Annotated in this window: 15 protein-coding genes; 11 read left to right on the top strand and 4 right to left on the bottom strand. The window is 60.2% G+C overall.

What is annotated here, in order from left to right; translation table 11 throughout:
- Positions 1-125: 125 nt before the first annotated feature.
- The gene (locus JTP94_RS30590) at positions 126-1,409 is read right to left on the bottom strand and encodes an O-acetylhomoserine aminocarboxypropyltransferase (protein WP_204854158.1); all 1,284 of its coding nucleotides are present in this window, start codon (positions 1,407-1,409) and stop codon (positions 126-128) included.
- A 170-nt stretch (positions 1,410-1,579) separates the two neighbouring features.
- Positions 1,580-2,008 carry a CoA-binding protein gene (locus JTP94_RS30585; protein ID WP_204854157.1) on the bottom strand — a complete coding sequence of 143 codons (429 nt, stop codon included), beginning with the start codon at positions 2,006-2,008 and terminating at the stop codon, positions 1,580-1,582.
- Between the two features lie 112 nt (positions 2,009-2,120).
- On the opposite strand from JTP94_RS30585, the gene JTP94_RS30580 reads away from it, so the two are divergent.
- From JTP94_RS30580 to JTP94_RS30540, 9 genes are all read left to right on the top strand, one after another.
- On the top strand, positions 2,121-2,447 hold the full coding sequence (locus JTP94_RS30580) for a hypothetical protein (protein ID WP_204854156.1): 327 nt from the start codon (positions 2,121-2,123) through the stop codon (positions 2,445-2,447).
- Positions 2,448-3,300: 853 nt separating this feature from the next.
- Complete coding sequence (locus JTP94_RS30575; RefSeq protein ID WP_204854155.1) at positions 3,301-4,137, top strand: EamA family transporter; 837 nt, start codon at positions 3,301-3,303, stop codon at positions 4,135-4,137.
- A gap of 236 nt (positions 4,138-4,373) precedes the next feature.
- Positions 4,374-4,838 (top strand): 50S ribosomal protein L13, encoded by a 465-nt coding sequence (rplM, locus tag JTP94_RS30570; protein ID WP_034507580.1) that lies wholly within the window; start codon positions 4,374-4,376, stop codon positions 4,836-4,838.
- Positions 4,839-4,840: 2 nt separating this feature from the next.
- The gene (gene rpsI, locus JTP94_RS30565; protein WP_037194169.1) at positions 4,841-5,308 is read left to right on the top strand and encodes a 30S ribosomal protein S9; all 468 of its coding nucleotides are present in this window, start codon (positions 4,841-4,843) and stop codon (positions 5,306-5,308) included.
- A 143-nt stretch (positions 5,309-5,451) separates the two neighbouring features.
- A complete protein-coding gene (locus tag JTP94_RS30560) occupies positions 5,452-5,715 on the top strand; it encodes a hypothetical protein (protein ID WP_204854322.1) in 264 nt (87 codons plus the stop codon).
- Between the two features lie 69 nt (positions 5,716-5,784).
- A complete protein-coding gene (locus JTP94_RS30555) occupies positions 5,785-6,162 on the top strand; it encodes an antibiotic biosynthesis monooxygenase (protein ID WP_204854154.1) in 378 nt (125 codons plus the stop codon).
- The gene (gene speB, locus JTP94_RS30550) at positions 6,143-7,096 is read left to right on the top strand and encodes an agmatinase (protein ID WP_204854153.1); all 954 of its coding nucleotides are present in this window, start codon (positions 6,143-6,145) and stop codon (positions 7,094-7,096) included. The genes JTP94_RS30555 and speB overlap by 20 nt, the downstream gene beginning before the upstream one ends.
- Positions 7,097-7,233: 137 nt before the next feature.
- Positions 7,234-8,166, top strand: a complete 933-nt coding sequence (gene argC, locus JTP94_RS30545; protein WP_204854152.1) for an N-acetyl-gamma-glutamyl-phosphate reductase — start codon at positions 7,234-7,236, stop codon at positions 8,164-8,166.
- Between the two features lie 433 nt (positions 8,167-8,599).
- The gene (locus JTP94_RS30540) at positions 8,600-9,949 is read left to right on the top strand and encodes a DUF2778 domain-containing protein (protein ID WP_204854151.1); all 1,350 of its coding nucleotides are present in this window, start codon (positions 8,600-8,602) and stop codon (positions 9,947-9,949) included.
- A gap of 22 nt (positions 9,950-9,971) precedes the next feature.
- On the opposite strand, the gene JTP94_RS30535 is transcribed toward JTP94_RS30540, so the two are convergent.
- Entirely contained in the window at positions 9,972-11,075 is a 1,104-nt protein-coding gene (locus JTP94_RS30535; protein WP_204854150.1) for a COX15/CtaA family protein, read from the bottom strand.
- Between the two features lie 113 nt (positions 11,076-11,188).
- Here JTP94_RS30535 and JTP94_RS30530 point away from each other — a divergent pair, with 113 nt between their 5' ends.
- On the top strand, positions 11,189-11,398 hold the full coding sequence (locus JTP94_RS30530) for a DUF2842 domain-containing protein (protein WP_028755205.1): 210 nt from the start codon (positions 11,189-11,191) through the stop codon (positions 11,396-11,398).
- A 135-nt stretch (positions 11,399-11,533) separates the two neighbouring features.
- Positions 11,534-12,793, top strand: coding sequence for a GNAT family N-acetyltransferase (locus tag JTP94_RS30525; RefSeq protein WP_204854149.1), 1,260 nt, complete (start codon positions 11,534-11,536; stop codon positions 12,791-12,793).
- On the opposite strand, the gene JTP94_RS30520 is transcribed toward JTP94_RS30525, so the two are convergent.
- A complete protein-coding gene (locus tag JTP94_RS30520; protein WP_204854148.1) occupies positions 12,794-15,007 on the bottom strand; it encodes an exopolysaccharide transport family protein in 2,214 nt (737 codons plus the stop codon).
- Positions 15,008-15,072: the final 65 nt, after the last annotated feature.

Raw genomic sequence — 15,072 nt, 5'->3', positions numbered from 1 at the left:
CTTCGGCCGAAAGGTCGCAGCGATCCGCGCCCGCTTCCTTGCGATCGCGGGACCGAGACAAGCACGAAACGACGACCCATCAAAGATAGCCGTCAGACTTTTTCAGCCTTTTGTCGGCGCGGCCCTCAGACTTTCGCCAGCGCCTGTTCGAGATCGGCGATGATGTCCTTGACGTCCTCGATGCCGACCGACAGACGCACCACATCGGGGCCGGCGCCGGCGGCGACTTTCTGTTCGTCGGTCAGCTGCTTGTGCGTCGTCGAGGCGGGATGAATGACCAGAGAGCGCGTGTCACCGATGTTGGCGAGATGCGAGAAGAGCTCCAGGCCCTCCACCAGTCCCTTGCCCGCGTCATAGCCGCCCTTCAGTCCGAAGGTGAAGACCGATCCTGCTCCCTTCGGCGAGTAGCGCTGCTGCAGCGCATGGTTCGGATCATCCTCGAGCCCGGCATAGTTCACCCAGGCCACCTTCTCCTGCTCCTTCAGCCACCGCGCAACGGCGAGCGCATTGTCGGAGTGGCGCTGCATGCGCAGCGGCAGCGTCTCGATGCCAGTCAGAATGAGGAAGGCGTTGAACGGCGAGATTGCCGGGCCGAGATCGCGCAGGCCGAGGACGCGGCACGCAATGGCGAAGGCAAAATTGCCGAAGGTCGCGTGCAGCACGACACCATTATATTCCGGCCTCGGCGCCGACAGCATCGGATAGTTGCCGGAAGCCGACCAGTCGAAGGTGCCGCCATCGATGATGACGCCACCCATGGAATTGCCGTGTCCGCCGAGGAATTTCGTCAGCGAGTGCACGACGATGTCGGCGCCATGTTCCAGTGGCCGGATGAGGTAGGGGCTTGCCATGGTGTTGTCGACGATCAGCGGCAGACCATGCTTGTGGGCAACGGCGGCGATTGCGGCGATATCGACGAAGGTGCCGCCGGGATTGGCGAGGCTCTCGATGAAGATGGCGCGCGTGTGGTCATCGATCTGGGCTTCGAAGGTGGAGGGATCGGCAGAATCGGCCCAACGCACCCGCCAATCGAAATTCTTGAAGGAATGACCGAACTGATTGATCGAGCCGCCATAGAGCCTCCTGGCGGCGACGAAATTGTCGCCCGGCCGCATGATGGTGTGGAAGACGAGCATCTGGGCGGCATGGCCCGAAGCGACCGCAAGTCCCGCCGTTCCGCCTTCCAGAGCGGCCACCCGCTCCTCGAGCACGGCCTGCGTCGGGTTCATGATGCGCGTATAGATGTTGCCGAACTGCTGCAGCCCGAAGAGTGCGGCGGCATGATCGGCATCCTGGAAGACGAAAGATGTCGTCTGGTAAATCGGCGTGGCGCGAGCGCCTGTCGTCGGATCCGGCTGTGCGCCTGCATGGATCGCCAGCGTGTCGAAACCCGGATTGTTCGTCGGCATGATTTTTCCTCCCGCCAAATTATGTTTGTGGCGGGAAAATCATAGCGGCTGGCACATGAAAGTTAACCGCGAACTTTGCTGCGCTTTCCGGCCCGCGGGAAAAACTTGCCCGCTTTCAGCCGGATCGCGCGATAAACGGCCACATGCCCGCAACTGCGCGTCCTGTCCGGTCAGGCGACCAGACGCGGATATTCGATGGCCGGGCAGCGGTCCATGACGACCCTGACGCCCGCGGCTTCGGCTCTTGCCGCCGCCGCGTCATCGCGCACGCCGAGCTGACCCCAGATCACGGGCGGCCTTGGCTCTATCATGATGGTCTCCTCGACCACCGTACGCAGATATTCGGGTGCCCGGAAAACATCGACCATGTCCACCGGCTCGGGAATATCGGCCAGATGCGCATAGACCCACTGCCCGAGGATTTCCTTGCCGGCCTGCCCGGGGTTGACCGGAATGACGCGATAACCCCTGTTCAGGAGATAGGCCATCACGCCATTGCTCGGCCGCGCCGGATTGGGCGAAGCGCCGACGAGCGCGATGGTTCTTACGGATAGAAGGATGTCAGCAATATAGGAATCATCATAATCATTGTGGTTCATCACCAAGCCTCCCAACTCGATCACACTTGCGTTTTCGCCACAGATATAGAAACCACGGCGGCATTTTCCACGTATATATTGCATTATAACAACTTCAGGGAGGATTAACCCGATGAAAAAGATCGTTCTCCTGGGCCTGCTGATCATATCGGCAGCCTCGCCGGCGATGGCGATTTCGCGATATAACTCCATGTCCATGACCTGCGCCGAAGCCAGGGCGACCATCAGTCGCGAGCGCGCGGTGATCATGCGCTATCCGGCCAAAAGAACACCGAACATGACGCTTTACGATCGCTACGTCGTCAACAGCGATGCGTGCGACCTCGGCTACTATGCCTATCAGGATTATCTGCCGACGAAGGATCGCGCCTCCTGCCCCGTCTATACGTGTCGGCCGACCACTGATCTCGATGACGATGAATTGATTTTCCGACGCTGATCATGATGCGCTAGGGATCGTGATCGAATACAACCGTTCTCGATCACACAGACGGGCACGACCCTTGATTGTCTTAAGTATAGCGCGCTGCCGCCATGGCAGTCCGCGACAACACGTTCATGCGCCTCAATTGGGAGTGCTTTCCAAAGCGCTTTCACCCGCCTTAGCCCGGTCAACTCCAACAGGTTCTCATGAAATACAACTTCTGTTCACTATTCATTCATCTTTAATTAGTGAAGTCTTATAAAAGAAGACCGAAAACGAGAACCGATTGCGAACACGCAATATATGCAAATTCATTAATTTTCCACAGAATATTTTTTGGTTCTTCGTCGCCCTATACCGCAGGAATCAGCGTATCACTAGTTTTATACCTGAAACTATAACGCATTTTTCCAAAGATTCATACCGTTGCCAACGCCAATCTCTGTAATATTCTTCTATATCTGCAATTTTATCCACGATATTTTGCGCTGCAGCAGGATCGGGCAGCGTTAACAGCCGCGCTATGGGTTCAGGCTACACCAAAAGATTGAGTAGTCGTTTTTTTCAACGATGCAATGTGATGTCTCTTCGAATGAGGCTGGGCTAATTCTACCCTTGCGTTCACATGACATGCGATATTTGTTCGCGCTTCATACTCCAATAAATTAGTAATATCTAATTTTAAAGACAGGCGTCGGAACATACTGCGAACCCATTTACTTACTCGACAACCCAGCGCATGAACGGGCGGCGCCATGTTTGCGACTAGAACATCCTGTTGCTTTTTGTCGTATTGCGGGTCAAATGGCACTCACTTTCCCACAAAACATCAAACTTTTGTTCGCCAACGTTCACTTCAGAGGTTCCAGTGTCTTTCGACGTCATCGCTCTTGTCCTTTTCGGCGCCTTGCTGCACGCGACATGGAATGCGATCATCAAGGCGGGAACCGATAAGTCGCTGGACGCCGCACTGGTTTCGGCGGGCGGTGCGGTTGCCGCCCTGCCCTTGCTGCCGTTCCTGCCGCTGCCGGCCTCCGCGGCCTGGCCGTTCATCGGCGCTTCGGCGATCCTCCAGTTCGCCTATTTCCAGCTTGTCGCGGCGGCCTACCGCGCTGGCGACATCGGCCTCGTCTATCCGCTCATGCGTGGCGTGGCGCCGCTGATCATCGTTTCCACAAGCAGCTTCATTCTCAAGGAGACGCTTTCGGGTGGCGCCCTTATCGGCACGATGACCATCTGCGCCGGCATATTGACGCTTGCCTTCGAGGCACGAAAGGGTAGCCGCCGCGCGATCATGCTGGCGCTTGCCAACGCCGTTGTCATCGCGACCTATACCTATGTCGATGGCATCGGCGCGCGGATATCTGGCAATTCCATATCCTATACGCTGTGGATGTCGCTCCTGCCGCCGGTCCTTCTGTTTGCATGGGCAATCTCGCAGCGCGGCGTCAATGCCGTCGCCGCCCACATCCGCTATAATTGGTGGCGCGGGCTTATCGGCGGCGGCGGCTCGATCATCTCGTACGGGCTTGCCTTATGGGCGATGACCAAGGCTCCGGTCGCCATGGTCGCCGCCCTGCGCGAGACGTCGATCCTCTTCGCGCTGGTCATATCCGTCGTCGTTTTGAAGGAGCGCTCAAGCATCTGGCGTTACGTCGCCGGTGCGATTATCGCCGCCGGCGTCCTGGTTTTGCGGCTGGGATGACGCCCTATACGTGTGGTATAATAATACCCTACTTATAACACATTGATTCTATTAATATATTTTTACAGCCGGCCAATTTCACTATATTGACGTGAATACCAGTTCGCTTTATAAGCCGCCACAGATCGCAGCCTTTCCGGGCTGCTTTCTTTTTGGCGTGCGTTTACACGCCAAACCAAGCAACAAGAAACGCCCTGATGCCTTCGGGTCCAGGGTCCTAAAAGAGAGTATACAACATGGCAACCTTCTCCCAGAAGCCTGCAGAGGTGGAGAAGAAGTGGATCCTCATCGACGCCGAAGGGCTCGTCGTTGGTCGTCTCGCTTCTATTATTGCAATGCGTCTGCGTGGCAAGCATAAGGCTACCTTCACGCCGCACGTCGACGACGGCGACAACGTCATCGTCATCAATGCCGACAAGATCGTTTTCACCGGCAAGAAGTACGAAGACAAGGTTTACTACTGGCACACCGGTTATGCCGGCGGCATCAAGGAGCGTACGGCTCGTCAGATCATCGAAGGCCGCTTCCCGGAGCGCGTCGTTGAAAAGGCTGTCGAGCGCATGGTTCCCCGCGGCCCGCTCGGCCGTCGCCAGATGAAGAACCTGCGCGTCTACGCCGGCTCGAACCATCCCCATGAAGCCCAGCAGCCCGTCGTTCTCGACGTGGCCAAGCTCAACAAGAAGAACGTAAGGAGCGCCTGATAATGGCTGATCTCTCTTCCCTGAAGGATCTCGGCACGGTATCGGAAGCAGCTGCTCCCGTTCACGTCCGCAAGGTTGACTCGCTCGGTCGCTCCTACGCGACCGGCAAGCGTAAGGACGCTGTCGCTCGTGTATGGCTCAAGGCCGGCTCGGGCAAGATCATCGTCAACGGCAAGGACTACACGGCCTATTTCGCCCGTCCGGTTCTGCAGATGATCCTGCGCCAGCCGATTTTCGCCGCTGCTCGTGACGGCCAGTTCGACATCATCGCAACCGTTGCCGGTGGTGGTCTCTCCGGCCAGGCCGGCGCCGTTCGTCACGGCCTGTCCAAGGCGCTCACCTACTTCGAACCGGGCCTGCGCCCGGTCCTGAAGAAGGGCGGCTTCCTGACCCGCGACAGCCGCGTCGTCGAGCGCAAGAAGTACGGCCGTGCGAAGGCACGTCGTTCGTTCCAGTTCTCCAAGCGTTAATCGCTTACCAGAGATCGGAATTTGGAAAGGCCGGGTTTTCCCGGCCTTTTTGTTTTTACACGTGCACGGCAAAAGTGCATATCTGTCGAGGCAAGTCATGCCTTTGATGGCAGACCCGGGCCTTCTTCATGAGGAGTGCACACATGCTCAGATTCGCGTTGCCCATCTTGTTCGTGTTTGCCGGCATATCGCCAGCCCTTTGCGACGATACCGGACAAGCTACGCCTCCCGAGAAGGCGGCGGAGATGCAGAGCATGAAGGACTTTCTTCAGGCGAACTCCGATTGCCGCGAGTTCACCGATAGCTGTTCCTACTGCGTTGTGACCGACGGCCGCGCCGAGTGCTCCACGCCGCAAATCGCCTGCGTGAAAAAGGAATATCAATGCACGGCCAGATCAGGAAAATAGGCACGCAGCGCCACTCGCCCGCGATTCACACCGAAGCCCGCGAATCCCGTTCGCCCCATGAGGCACGCCATGAGCACAGACAGATCATCGCATTTCGCGGATACCCCGCAGCCGCCCTACTACATCGTTTCCTTTTCCTCCATCCGCACGCAGGGCGATAATGGTTACGGCGCCATGGGCGAACGTATGGAAGCGCTGGCATTGGCGCAGGACGGCTGTCTCGGGCTCGAGAGCGCGCGAGGCGCCGACGGCTTCGGCATTACCATCTCCTTCTGGCAGGACGAGGAAAGCATTCTTGCCTGGAAGAATGTCGTGTCGCACCTGGCGGCGCAGAAGCTCGGGCGCGAGCGCTGGTACGAGCAATATAAGGTTCGCATAGCGCGGGTAGAACGGGCCTATGATTTCCATGCGAGCAAAGGAGACGCCCTTGCCGAGCACGTCGATTGACCATGCCTTCACCGCGACAAACCTGACATCGGCCGCCAGCGACCCGACCTTTGCCGGCGCGCTGTCCTTCATGCGCCGCCGCTTTACAAAATCGCTCGAAGGGGTCGATGCCGTGGTCTGGGGCATACCCTTCGACGCCGCGACCTCCAATCGGCCGGGAACGCGCTTCGGGCCGCAGGCAATCCGCCGCGCCTCGGCTATCTTCGACAACGACCCGCAATATCCCTTCAATCGCGATCTCTTTGCCGAGATGTCCGTCATCGATTACGGCGACTGCCTGCTCGATTACGGCAACCATCAGGAAACACCTGCTGCAATCGAGCGGCAAGCCACGGCGATCCTCGACAGCGGCGCCTTCATGCTGACGCTGGGCGGCGACCATTTCATCACCTGGCCGCTGCTGAAGGCACATGCCGCCAAGCATGGTCCCCTGGCGCTCGTGCAGTTCGATGCCCATCAAGATACGTGGTTCGATGACGGCAGGCGTCTCGACCACGGCTCCTTCGTCGCCCGCGCCGTCCGCGATGGTCTGATCGATCCGGATCGCTCCATCCAGATCGGCATCCGCACACATGCGCCTGAGGACTTCGGCATCCAGATTCTCTATGGCCATCAGGTGGAGGACATGAGTGCTGGCGATATCGCCTCGACGATCATCTCGCACACCAAAGGCACACCCGCCTATCTGACATTCGATATCGATTGCCTCGACCCCGCTTATGCACCGGGTACGGGGACACCGGTGGCCGGCGGTCCTTCCAGCGCGAAGATCCTCTCGACGCTGCAGCGGCTACATCAGCTCGACATCAGGGGCGCGGATGTCGTTGAGGTGTCACCGGCCTATGACCATGCCGACATCACCGCCATTGCGGGGGCAACGGTGGCGATGTATATGCTCGGTCTCCACGCTGAAAGGCGTGCGGCTGGGCGTTAGGGCATGATCCCGAAAAGTGTGAAACGGTTTTCGGATAAGATCATGGCCAGACAAATGCAGCCGTTATCATTTTGAATCAACTTCATGGCAAACTGAGTCCGGAACCACTCTGAACCTATTGAAAGAGCAGGAATAACATGGCACCGAAGATCTTCATCGATGGCGAACACGGAACCACGGGCTTGCAGATCCGCACGCGCATGGCCGACCGCCGTGATGTCGAACTCCTGTCCATTCCTGAAGCCGAACGGCGCAATCCCGTCATGCGCGAGGACATGTTGAACAACGCCGACATCGCCATTCTCTGCCTGCCCGACGACGCGTCGAAGGAAGCGGTGAAAATGGTGGCGGCCAACAACAATGTCCGCGTCATCGACACGTCCACAGCCTTCCGTATCCATCCGGATTGGGCCTATGGCTTTGCCGAGATGGACAGCGATCAAGGTGACAAGATCAAGGCTGCGCGCTTCGTCGCCAATCCGGGCTGCTATCCCACAGGCGCGATCGGCCTCATCCGTCCGCTGCGCGCCGCGGGCATCATGCCGGCGGGCTTTCCCGTGACGGTCAATGCCGTTTCCGGCTATACCGGCGGCGGCAAGCAGATGATCGCGCAAATGGAAAACCCGGATCATCCCGATGCGATCAGCGCCCCGCATTTCCTTTACGGCCTGCCGCTGACCCACAAGCACGTGCCTGAGATGACGACGCACGGCCTGCTCGACCGCGCGCCGATCTTCTCGCCATCCGTCGGCCGCTTCCCCCAAGGCATGATCGTGCAGGTGCCGCTGTATCTCGGCGATCTGGCTGATAGCGCGACGCTGGAAAGCATTCACGCCGCCCTGTCGGCCCATTATGCCGGACAGGATATTGTTCAGGTCATCCCGCTCGACGAGAGCCGCGCCCTGCCGCGTGTCAACGCTGTCGAACTGGCGGGCCAGGACACGATGAAACTGTTCGTCTTCGGTACGCCGGGCGCGGCCCAGGTCAACCTGGTGGCGCTGCTCGACAATCTCGGCAAGGGTGCGTCGGGTGCTGCCGTACAGAACATGGATCTGATGCTGAGCGCCTGAGGCGCCGAACGCAAACCAACAAGCCGACACACTATCAGCCCGACCGATTGTCCCGTTGGAGATCGATTGGCCGGGCGTTTTCAGAAGACATTGACCCCCATTCGACGTCTCCAAGCATCAGCGGCCACAATTCCGCCTCTCCGCTAAATTAGCAGACCCTACACGAAAAAGTGATCGGCTGTGATGCGGCGCGACCAATTGTCGGCCAGATTCATTCCTTAACCGCTTCGCTGGCCCGGATGATTGGGCCGTCGAAGGCACCGCTATTTTCAATCAATATTCAAGAATGAGCCAGTATAAAGGAATTGGTTACCATAATTCGGCATGCTTCCAGACAGTCGGCAGTGTGGTGGTCGTGATGCGGATTCCGCGTCTGGACACGTGTGCATCTGTGAGCCGGCAGAGTGTCTGTGTAGTTTGGATAACGAGTATCATGGCGTTTGTGACCGATGGCTTCGGTAGCTTCAATTCGCGTTCCGGCTACGCCTCGCGACGGAAAAAATCCTTCAGCATCCGCCCCGGCACATTGGCCACCGGCGTCGCCGTGGTGGCTTTCGCCTGGGTCGCCGCCACGCTGATCACCACGCAATCGATGGTGCTGTCCCTCCCCGGCGCTACCAGCACAGCCAATGATTTTCTGACGCCGCGGGCGTCCGCCTTCATCGTGCCGCAAGGCCACATGGCGCATCCCGCCCGCCTCTCCAGCCAGGTCGCATCGCTGAACGAGCGGAGCCGCTTCGGTAGCGTGCCGGCAAACGCACCGGTGGGCGGGGCAACCCATGCGCTGACGAAGGATGACGCCGTTCAGGCGAAGACCGCCAATAAGGACGCCGTGCGCTTGCAGCTGGCGAACGCTCTGGCGCAACAGACATCCGAGATCAAGCTGGCTCAAAGCGCGGCAGCGAGCATCAAGAGCGGCCGTGTCGAAATGGCAGCCTCGCCGGAGGCAATCGACCGTCTGCGCAAGGTGATCGCGGTCAACTTTGCCGCCGCGGTCCAATCACTGGCACAGGTAAAATACGCCGCCGCCTCCATACCGGCGGCAGGTCCCGTGCAGGCCGTTCCACTGCCGGTCGCCATTGCGTCGGCAGCCCCCGCCGCAAACCTGCCGGCAATTGCCGAAGCGACACCGCTGCCGGCCAAGGACGCCGATATCGCAATGGCGGAAGCCGTGCTGAGCGTGGTGCCGATGGCCCGCCCTGACCGCGAGCCGGAACTGCAGCGCGCCAATATCCCGGCCTCTGCCGCCATCGCCAGGGCAACCATGAAGGATACCCCCGCGCAGCCGCCGGCGCGTGTCATGGCCTATGCGGATCCGGACGACAGCTCAGTGCGCAAGACGAAGCCATTCCTCAATCCCTTTGCCGCCATCAGTCCGGGCGAAGGCACGGCGATCTACGACATCGAGGCGAAGACCGTCTATCTGCCAAGCGGCGAGCGTCTGGAAGCCCATTCCGGCCTCGGCTACATGCATGACAATCCGCGCTATGTCGACCAGAAGAACCGCGGGCCGACGCCGCCGCACACATACAATCTTTCGCTTCGCGAAAGCATGTTCCACGGCGTCCAGGCGATACGCCTGACGCCGTCCGATGGTGGGAACGTCTACGGCCGCAACGGCCTGCTGGCCCACACCTACATGCTCGGCGCACGCGGCGATTCCAACGGCTGCGTCTCCTTCAAGGACTATCGGCGCTTCCTTGCAGCTTTCAAGCGTGGCGAAATCAGGCGCCTGAAGGTGGTCACGCGGGTATCGTCGGCCGCAAGCGTCGCCTCACGCTAGAATGGTTGAGGCGCAAGTCGCCTCAACCTCCCACCACGATCGACGTCTGGCGCGGCAACTCTCCATAAAAACCGCGCCAATTGGCGATAGCAAAGCCGAAGACGATGAGCGCGCCGGCCTGATGCGCCAGCGCCAAGTGCAACGGCACCTGTAGCAGCAGCGTGGAAATGCCGAGGATTGCCTGGATCAAGACGAGCACGAACAGGACCACGGAACGGCGCGCATGCGTCGTGTGCGCCGCGGCGCGCAAGGAGATGATCATGTTGATGGCGACGACAATGAGCAGCGCATAGGCGCCGAGGCGATGGACGAACTGCACCGTCTTCGGATTTTCGAAGAAATTGATCCAGCCAGGCGACTGCACGAGCAGCCCATCCGGAACTATGGCGCCATCCATAAGCGGCCAGGTATTGTAACTCAGGCCGGCATCAAGGCCGGCGACGAGCGCGCCGAGATAGATCTGAAATAGCGCCACTATGGCGATGAGGCCGGCCAGTCCCGCTGAATAGCGGGTCGGCGGCGGTTCGTTCGAATGCGGGGACAGTGCGCGCATGAACCACATGCAGGCGGCAAAGATCAGACAGGCGGTGACGAGATGGGTGGCGAGGCGATACTGGCTGACGTCCGTGCGCGCCTCGAGGCCCGATGACACCATCCACCAGCCGATGGCGCCCTGCAGGCCTCCGAGCAAGAAGATGCCGGCAAGCGGCAGCCAGAGCTTCCGCTCGACACGGCCGGTCAGAACAAAGAACAGCAGGGGCAGGCCGAAGATGATGCCGATAGCGCGCGCAAGGAGGCGGTGCGCCCATTCCCACCAGAAAATGCCCTTGAACTCATCGACCGTCATATCCTTGTTCAGGAGCTGGAATTGCGGAATGTGCTTGTAGAGGTCGAATTCCTCCTGCCATTCCTGGGCATTGAGAGGCGGGATAACGCCGTGGATCGGCTGCCACTGGGTGATCGAAAGGCCGGAATTGGTCAGGCGCGTCGCACCGCCCACCAGCACGAGGCCGAAGAGAACCAGCAGCACACAGGCGAGCCAGAGGCGGATGGCGCGGCGGTTGCGGTCCTGACGGCCCACTTCCTTCAAAATAGCCTGTTCCGTCGTGAAATTAGTGGCAGCCATGTCGTCTCCCTTCGATCAGGCTGTTGATTTGCCCGATAGGGGCGTGCAAAACAAGTCCCGGGAGTTTGCGGCATGCCGTCGCGGCATGTCGTCGTAAGAGGAGAGACCACCCCGTGCCCCTTCGCCTGCGCAAATTCATAGGCATGATCCTGCTTGTGCTGTTGGTTGTAATCTATGCGATCGTTGCCATGATCGTTGCAGTGCGCACGCTCGGAGATCAACCCGGCTGGGTCCATTTCCTCTACTTCCTATTCAGCGGCATCATCTGGGTGCTGCCGGCCATGGGGATCATCAAATGGATGGCCGGCCCGCGTCCGCAATAGCTGCCGCGCTTGGGCAATTTACGCAAGGCTAACCCTGATCCATGGGATATGCGCGCGGATCGTCCCATCTTAAGCCAAAAATAAGCCGCCACCCGCAAGACTGCGTTCGAACGCCGCAAGAGCGGAGAGGATCGGATGCAGACGCAAGAACGGGATATCGCCGTCACGGCCGTTGCCTCGGCAACGGGCGAGCGGAGCGCGCCCGTTACAGCGCGGCCGGCTATGGGCGGCGGCTTCCGCATCGACGTCTTCGACAGCATGGCCGCGCTCGAGGCCGAATGGCGTGCGCTCGAACGGGACGACCTGGCTTCGCTGCACCAGAGCTATGATTGGTGCACGGCCTGGGTAGAGACCTTTCGGCATCCGCTGGCCATCGTTCGCGGCTCGCTTGGGGATCATACCGCCTTCATTCTGCCGCTGGAGATCATCCGCGAACGCGGCGTGCGCCGAGCCGAATTCATCGGTGCGCGCCATAGCAACATCAACACCGGCCTGTTCTCCTCCGAATTTCTGCAGGACACCGCCGAGGGCCTGACGTCCGCGCAGGCGACGGCAGTCGCAGAAGCTCTGCGCGGCAAGGCGGACATCGTCATCCTGCGCAACGTGCCGCTCGACTGGCGTGGCCGCAGAAGCCCGCTTGCCTCGCTATCCGCCGTGGAAAACCAGAACCACGCCTTCCAGCTGCCTTTCCTCGGCAGTTTCGAGGCGAGCCTGAAACAGGTGAACGCCAAGCGCCGCCGCAAGAAGTTCAAGCACCAGAGCCGTATCCTCGATGCCAAGGGCGGCTATGAACATGTGATTGCCGCGCCCGATCAGCAGGATGAGCTTCTCGATCTTTTCCTCGAGCAGAAGGCGACCCGCTTCCGGGAAGCCGGCTTGCCCGACGTCTTTGCCGATGCGCCGACGCAAGCTGCGCTGCATCGGCTGCTGCGTCGCGGGAATGATGGATTCGATGCCACGCTGCAGATGCATGCCCTCCGGCTCAAGGGCGAACATGAGGGGCATATTCCGGCGATCGCGGCCCTGTCTCGCAAGGGCGATCACGTCATCTGCCAGTTTGCCTCGATCGACGAGGCATTGGTTGCCGAGGCGAGCCCCGGCGAATTGCTATTCTGGCTGATGATCGAGCGTCTGCATCGCGAGGGAGTCGCCCTCTTCGATTTCGGCATCGGCGACCAGAACTACAAGCGCTCCTGGTGTCCGATGGAGACCATGCAGCATGATCTGTTCCTGCCGATATCCGGCATCGGTCATATAGCGGCTCTGGCGGAGCGAAGCATCACCCGTGCCAAGGCCGCCATCAAGTCCAACCGGCAGCTCTATACCTTCATCCAGCGGCTGCGGGCCTGGCAGGGCGCCGGTCCGGCTGTGGCGGACGAGAACGACAAGGATTGATCATGCCGCGTCGCGCCGCGTATCCGGATCGAGCTCCTCGCGCCATCCGGACATCAGGATGATGTGCTCATAGCCAGCCTTCTGGAATTCCGTCATCGCAGCGATGAATTGGCTTTCGTCGGGCACCGGCATGGAGAGAATGATCTCCGTATCCTTGCTGCGCGTCAGTCGCGCAACGCCTGAAACATCGGCTGCTCCGCATTCGACGAGAACGATGTCATAGGCCGAACCGAGCGCATCAAGGATCAGCGACAGCCTGTCGGCGCCGCGCATCGCACGACCGAGATCGCTCATGCCCTGCGGCACGAGATGGGCGTCGGAGAGCCGATCGGGGTGGATCGTATCCGCAAAGGCCGCCTCGCCGCACAGCAGGTCGGTGACGCCTGAAAGTTCGTCGTGCTCAGCCATGAGCCGGGAGGGGCAACCCGTTCCCGTCATGTCGACCAGCACGATACGGCTTCCCGCATCCGCAATGGTCCGTGCCAGCATCACCGTCGCGGTGGATCCGCTGTCGCCGTTCGGGGATATGGCAATGGCCAGCCTGGAGCCGTTGGCGATCAGATAGTCGGCGACGGACTGGATGGAGAAATCCTCCTCGTCTTCCACCTCCTGAGCCGCCTGTTTCGGCTTGAGCGCCGGATCGATTGCCGCCGCCATCTCCTGCACCAGGGTTTCGTCTGCCGGGACCGAGAGCATGCTTGCGGGCACATCGGCGCGCTTCACCATGGCCAGCGCCGGCGCCGCCTGGATATCAGGCTGAGGACGAGCAGGCATTTCCGGCGAAGCCTTCTCGTCGCGACTGAGGGGACCGACAGGCCGCAATGCGCGACCGCTGAACAGCTCGGCCAGCATGATGACGATGGCGGTCAGGATGAAGGTCGCCAGTGCTGAAACCATGACGATCGGGCCGACCTTCGGGAAATATGGATCGACCGGCTCGACTGCCTTCGAAACCACGCGGGCATCGGCCGGGCTCGAATTCTTGTCCACGCGGGAAGCGGCCTCGCGATAGCGGGCTAGATAGGTCTCCAGCAATTGCCGCTCGGCCGTGGCTTCGCGCTCCAGCGCATTGAGGCCGACCTCGTCTTCCCCTGCCCTGGCGCTATCGGCCTTCAGCGTGTTCGATTGCGCCAGCAGCTGCTGCTCGCGCAGCTGCGCGACCTTGGCTTCGTTTTCGATGCTGGCCAGGATCCTCTGGGTCTCGCGATTGATCTGCTGGCGGATATCGACGAGCTGCGCCCGCAGGCTCCTCAGCCTGGGATGGCCATCCATCAGCGTCGTGGACAGATCCGAGATCTGCGATTCCAGGCTGGACTCCGTCGCCTTCAGACGCTGAATTGCCTGCGAACCGGCGACATCAGCGAGCGTGTCGGTGGAGCGACCGCTGGCGAGCGCGTTACGCACCGCCTGGGCCCGCGCTTCGGCATTGGCCTTATCGCCACGCACCTGCGCCAGCTGGCCTGAGATATCACCAAGCTGCTGCGTGGCGAAATTGCTGTTCTGGCTCGTTTGGAGGAGCCCGTTGGCCGAGCGGTAGTCGGCAACCTTCTTTTCGGCCTCGCTGACCTTCTCGCGCAGACTGTTGATCTCCGGTTCCAGCCAGCGCGTCGCCTCGCTATTGGAATCGAGCTTGGCGCCGCTCTGCATCGACAGATAGACCTGCGCCATCGCGTTCGGCACGCTGGCGGCAAGATCCGGATCGCGGGAGGTGAAGCTTATGCCGATCACGCGCGAACTGTTGATCTGGTAGACCTGCAGCCGGCTGGTGAAGGCATCCAGCATCTGCTCTTCCGGCGCCTTGTCGAGAGCACTGCGCTTCAGATGCAGCATGACGAAAATATCGGAAAGTGCGGAGCTCTTGTTGGCTGCGGCAAATTCCGGGTGCTCGGGGAGCTTGAGATTGGTGATGACCTGCTTGATCAGATCCGCCGACTGCAGGATCTGGACCTGGCTGGCGATGTTAAGCTCGTCGAGCAAAGGCGCCGAACCAGCGTCGTTGCCGGTCGTCGTCGTTGCAAAGGCCGGTGCACGCTGCTCGATCAGAATACGGGTTTCGCTGCGATATTCCGGCGAAACGACCTTGGCGAGGACAAATGCCAGACAGGCGCCTGCCAACGTAATGACAATGACCCGCAATCGCCGCCGCCATACGGCGCGAAAGAGCTGCGCGAGATCGATGTCCACATCCTGCTGGGTGTTGTTGACACCGGACATATACAAGAACTCCATAATATAAAGCCGAAATTAATCGTAAACGACTATGGTAACCCAAGCGTTAA

This window comes from Martinezella lusitana (assembly GCF_016901135.1).
Classification (GTDB): Bacteria; Pseudomonadota; Alphaproteobacteria; order Rhizobiales; family Rhizobiaceae; genus Rhizobium; species Rhizobium lusitanum_D.
Note: the sequence above shows the minus strand (reverse complement) of the source record. Positions and strands in the feature narration are given on the sequence as shown.

Excerpts from the sequence above, each read along its gene's own strand:
- argC (WP_204854152.1), top strand. The coding sequence starts at position 7,234 with ATGGCACCGAAGATCTTCATCGATGGCGAACACGGAACCACGGGCTTG.
- JTP94_RS30525 (WP_204854149.1), top strand. The coding sequence starts at position 11,534 with ATGCAGACGCAAGAACGGGATATCGCCGTCACGGCCGTTGCCTCGGCA.
- JTP94_RS30560 (WP_204854322.1), top strand. The coding sequence starts at position 5,452 with ATGCTCAGATTCGCGTTGCCCATCTTGTTCGTGTTTGCCGGCATATCG.
- JTP94_RS30520 (WP_204854148.1), bottom strand. The coding sequence starts at position 15,007 with ATGTCCGGTGTCAACAACACCCAGCAGGATGTGGACATCGATCTCGCG.
- rpsI (WP_037194169.1), top strand. The coding sequence starts at position 4,841 with ATGGCTGATCTCTCTTCCCTGAAGGATCTCGGCACGGTATCGGAAGCA.
- JTP94_RS30590 (WP_204854158.1), bottom strand. The coding sequence starts at position 1,409 with ATGCCGACGAACAATCCGGGTTTCGACACGCTGGCGATCCATGCAGGC.
- JTP94_RS30580 (WP_204854156.1), top strand. The coding sequence starts at position 2,121 with ATGAAAAAGATCGTTCTCCTGGGCCTGCTGATCATATCGGCAGCCTCG.
- JTP94_RS30535 (WP_204854150.1), bottom strand. The coding sequence starts at position 11,075 with ATGGCTGCCACTAATTTCACGACGGAACAGGCTATTTTGAAGGAAGTG.
- JTP94_RS30585 (WP_204854157.1), bottom strand. The coding sequence starts at position 2,008 with ATGAACCACAATGATTATGATGATTCCTATATTGCTGACATCCTTCTA.
- rplM (WP_034507580.1), top strand. The coding sequence starts at position 4,374 with ATGGCAACCTTCTCCCAGAAGCCTGCAGAGGTGGAGAAGAAGTGGATC.
- JTP94_RS30540 (WP_204854151.1), top strand. The coding sequence starts at position 8,600 with ATGGCGTTTGTGACCGATGGCTTCGGTAGCTTCAATTCGCGTTCCGGC.
- JTP94_RS30555 (WP_204854154.1), top strand. The coding sequence starts at position 5,785 with ATGAGCACAGACAGATCATCGCATTTCGCGGATACCCCGCAGCCGCCC.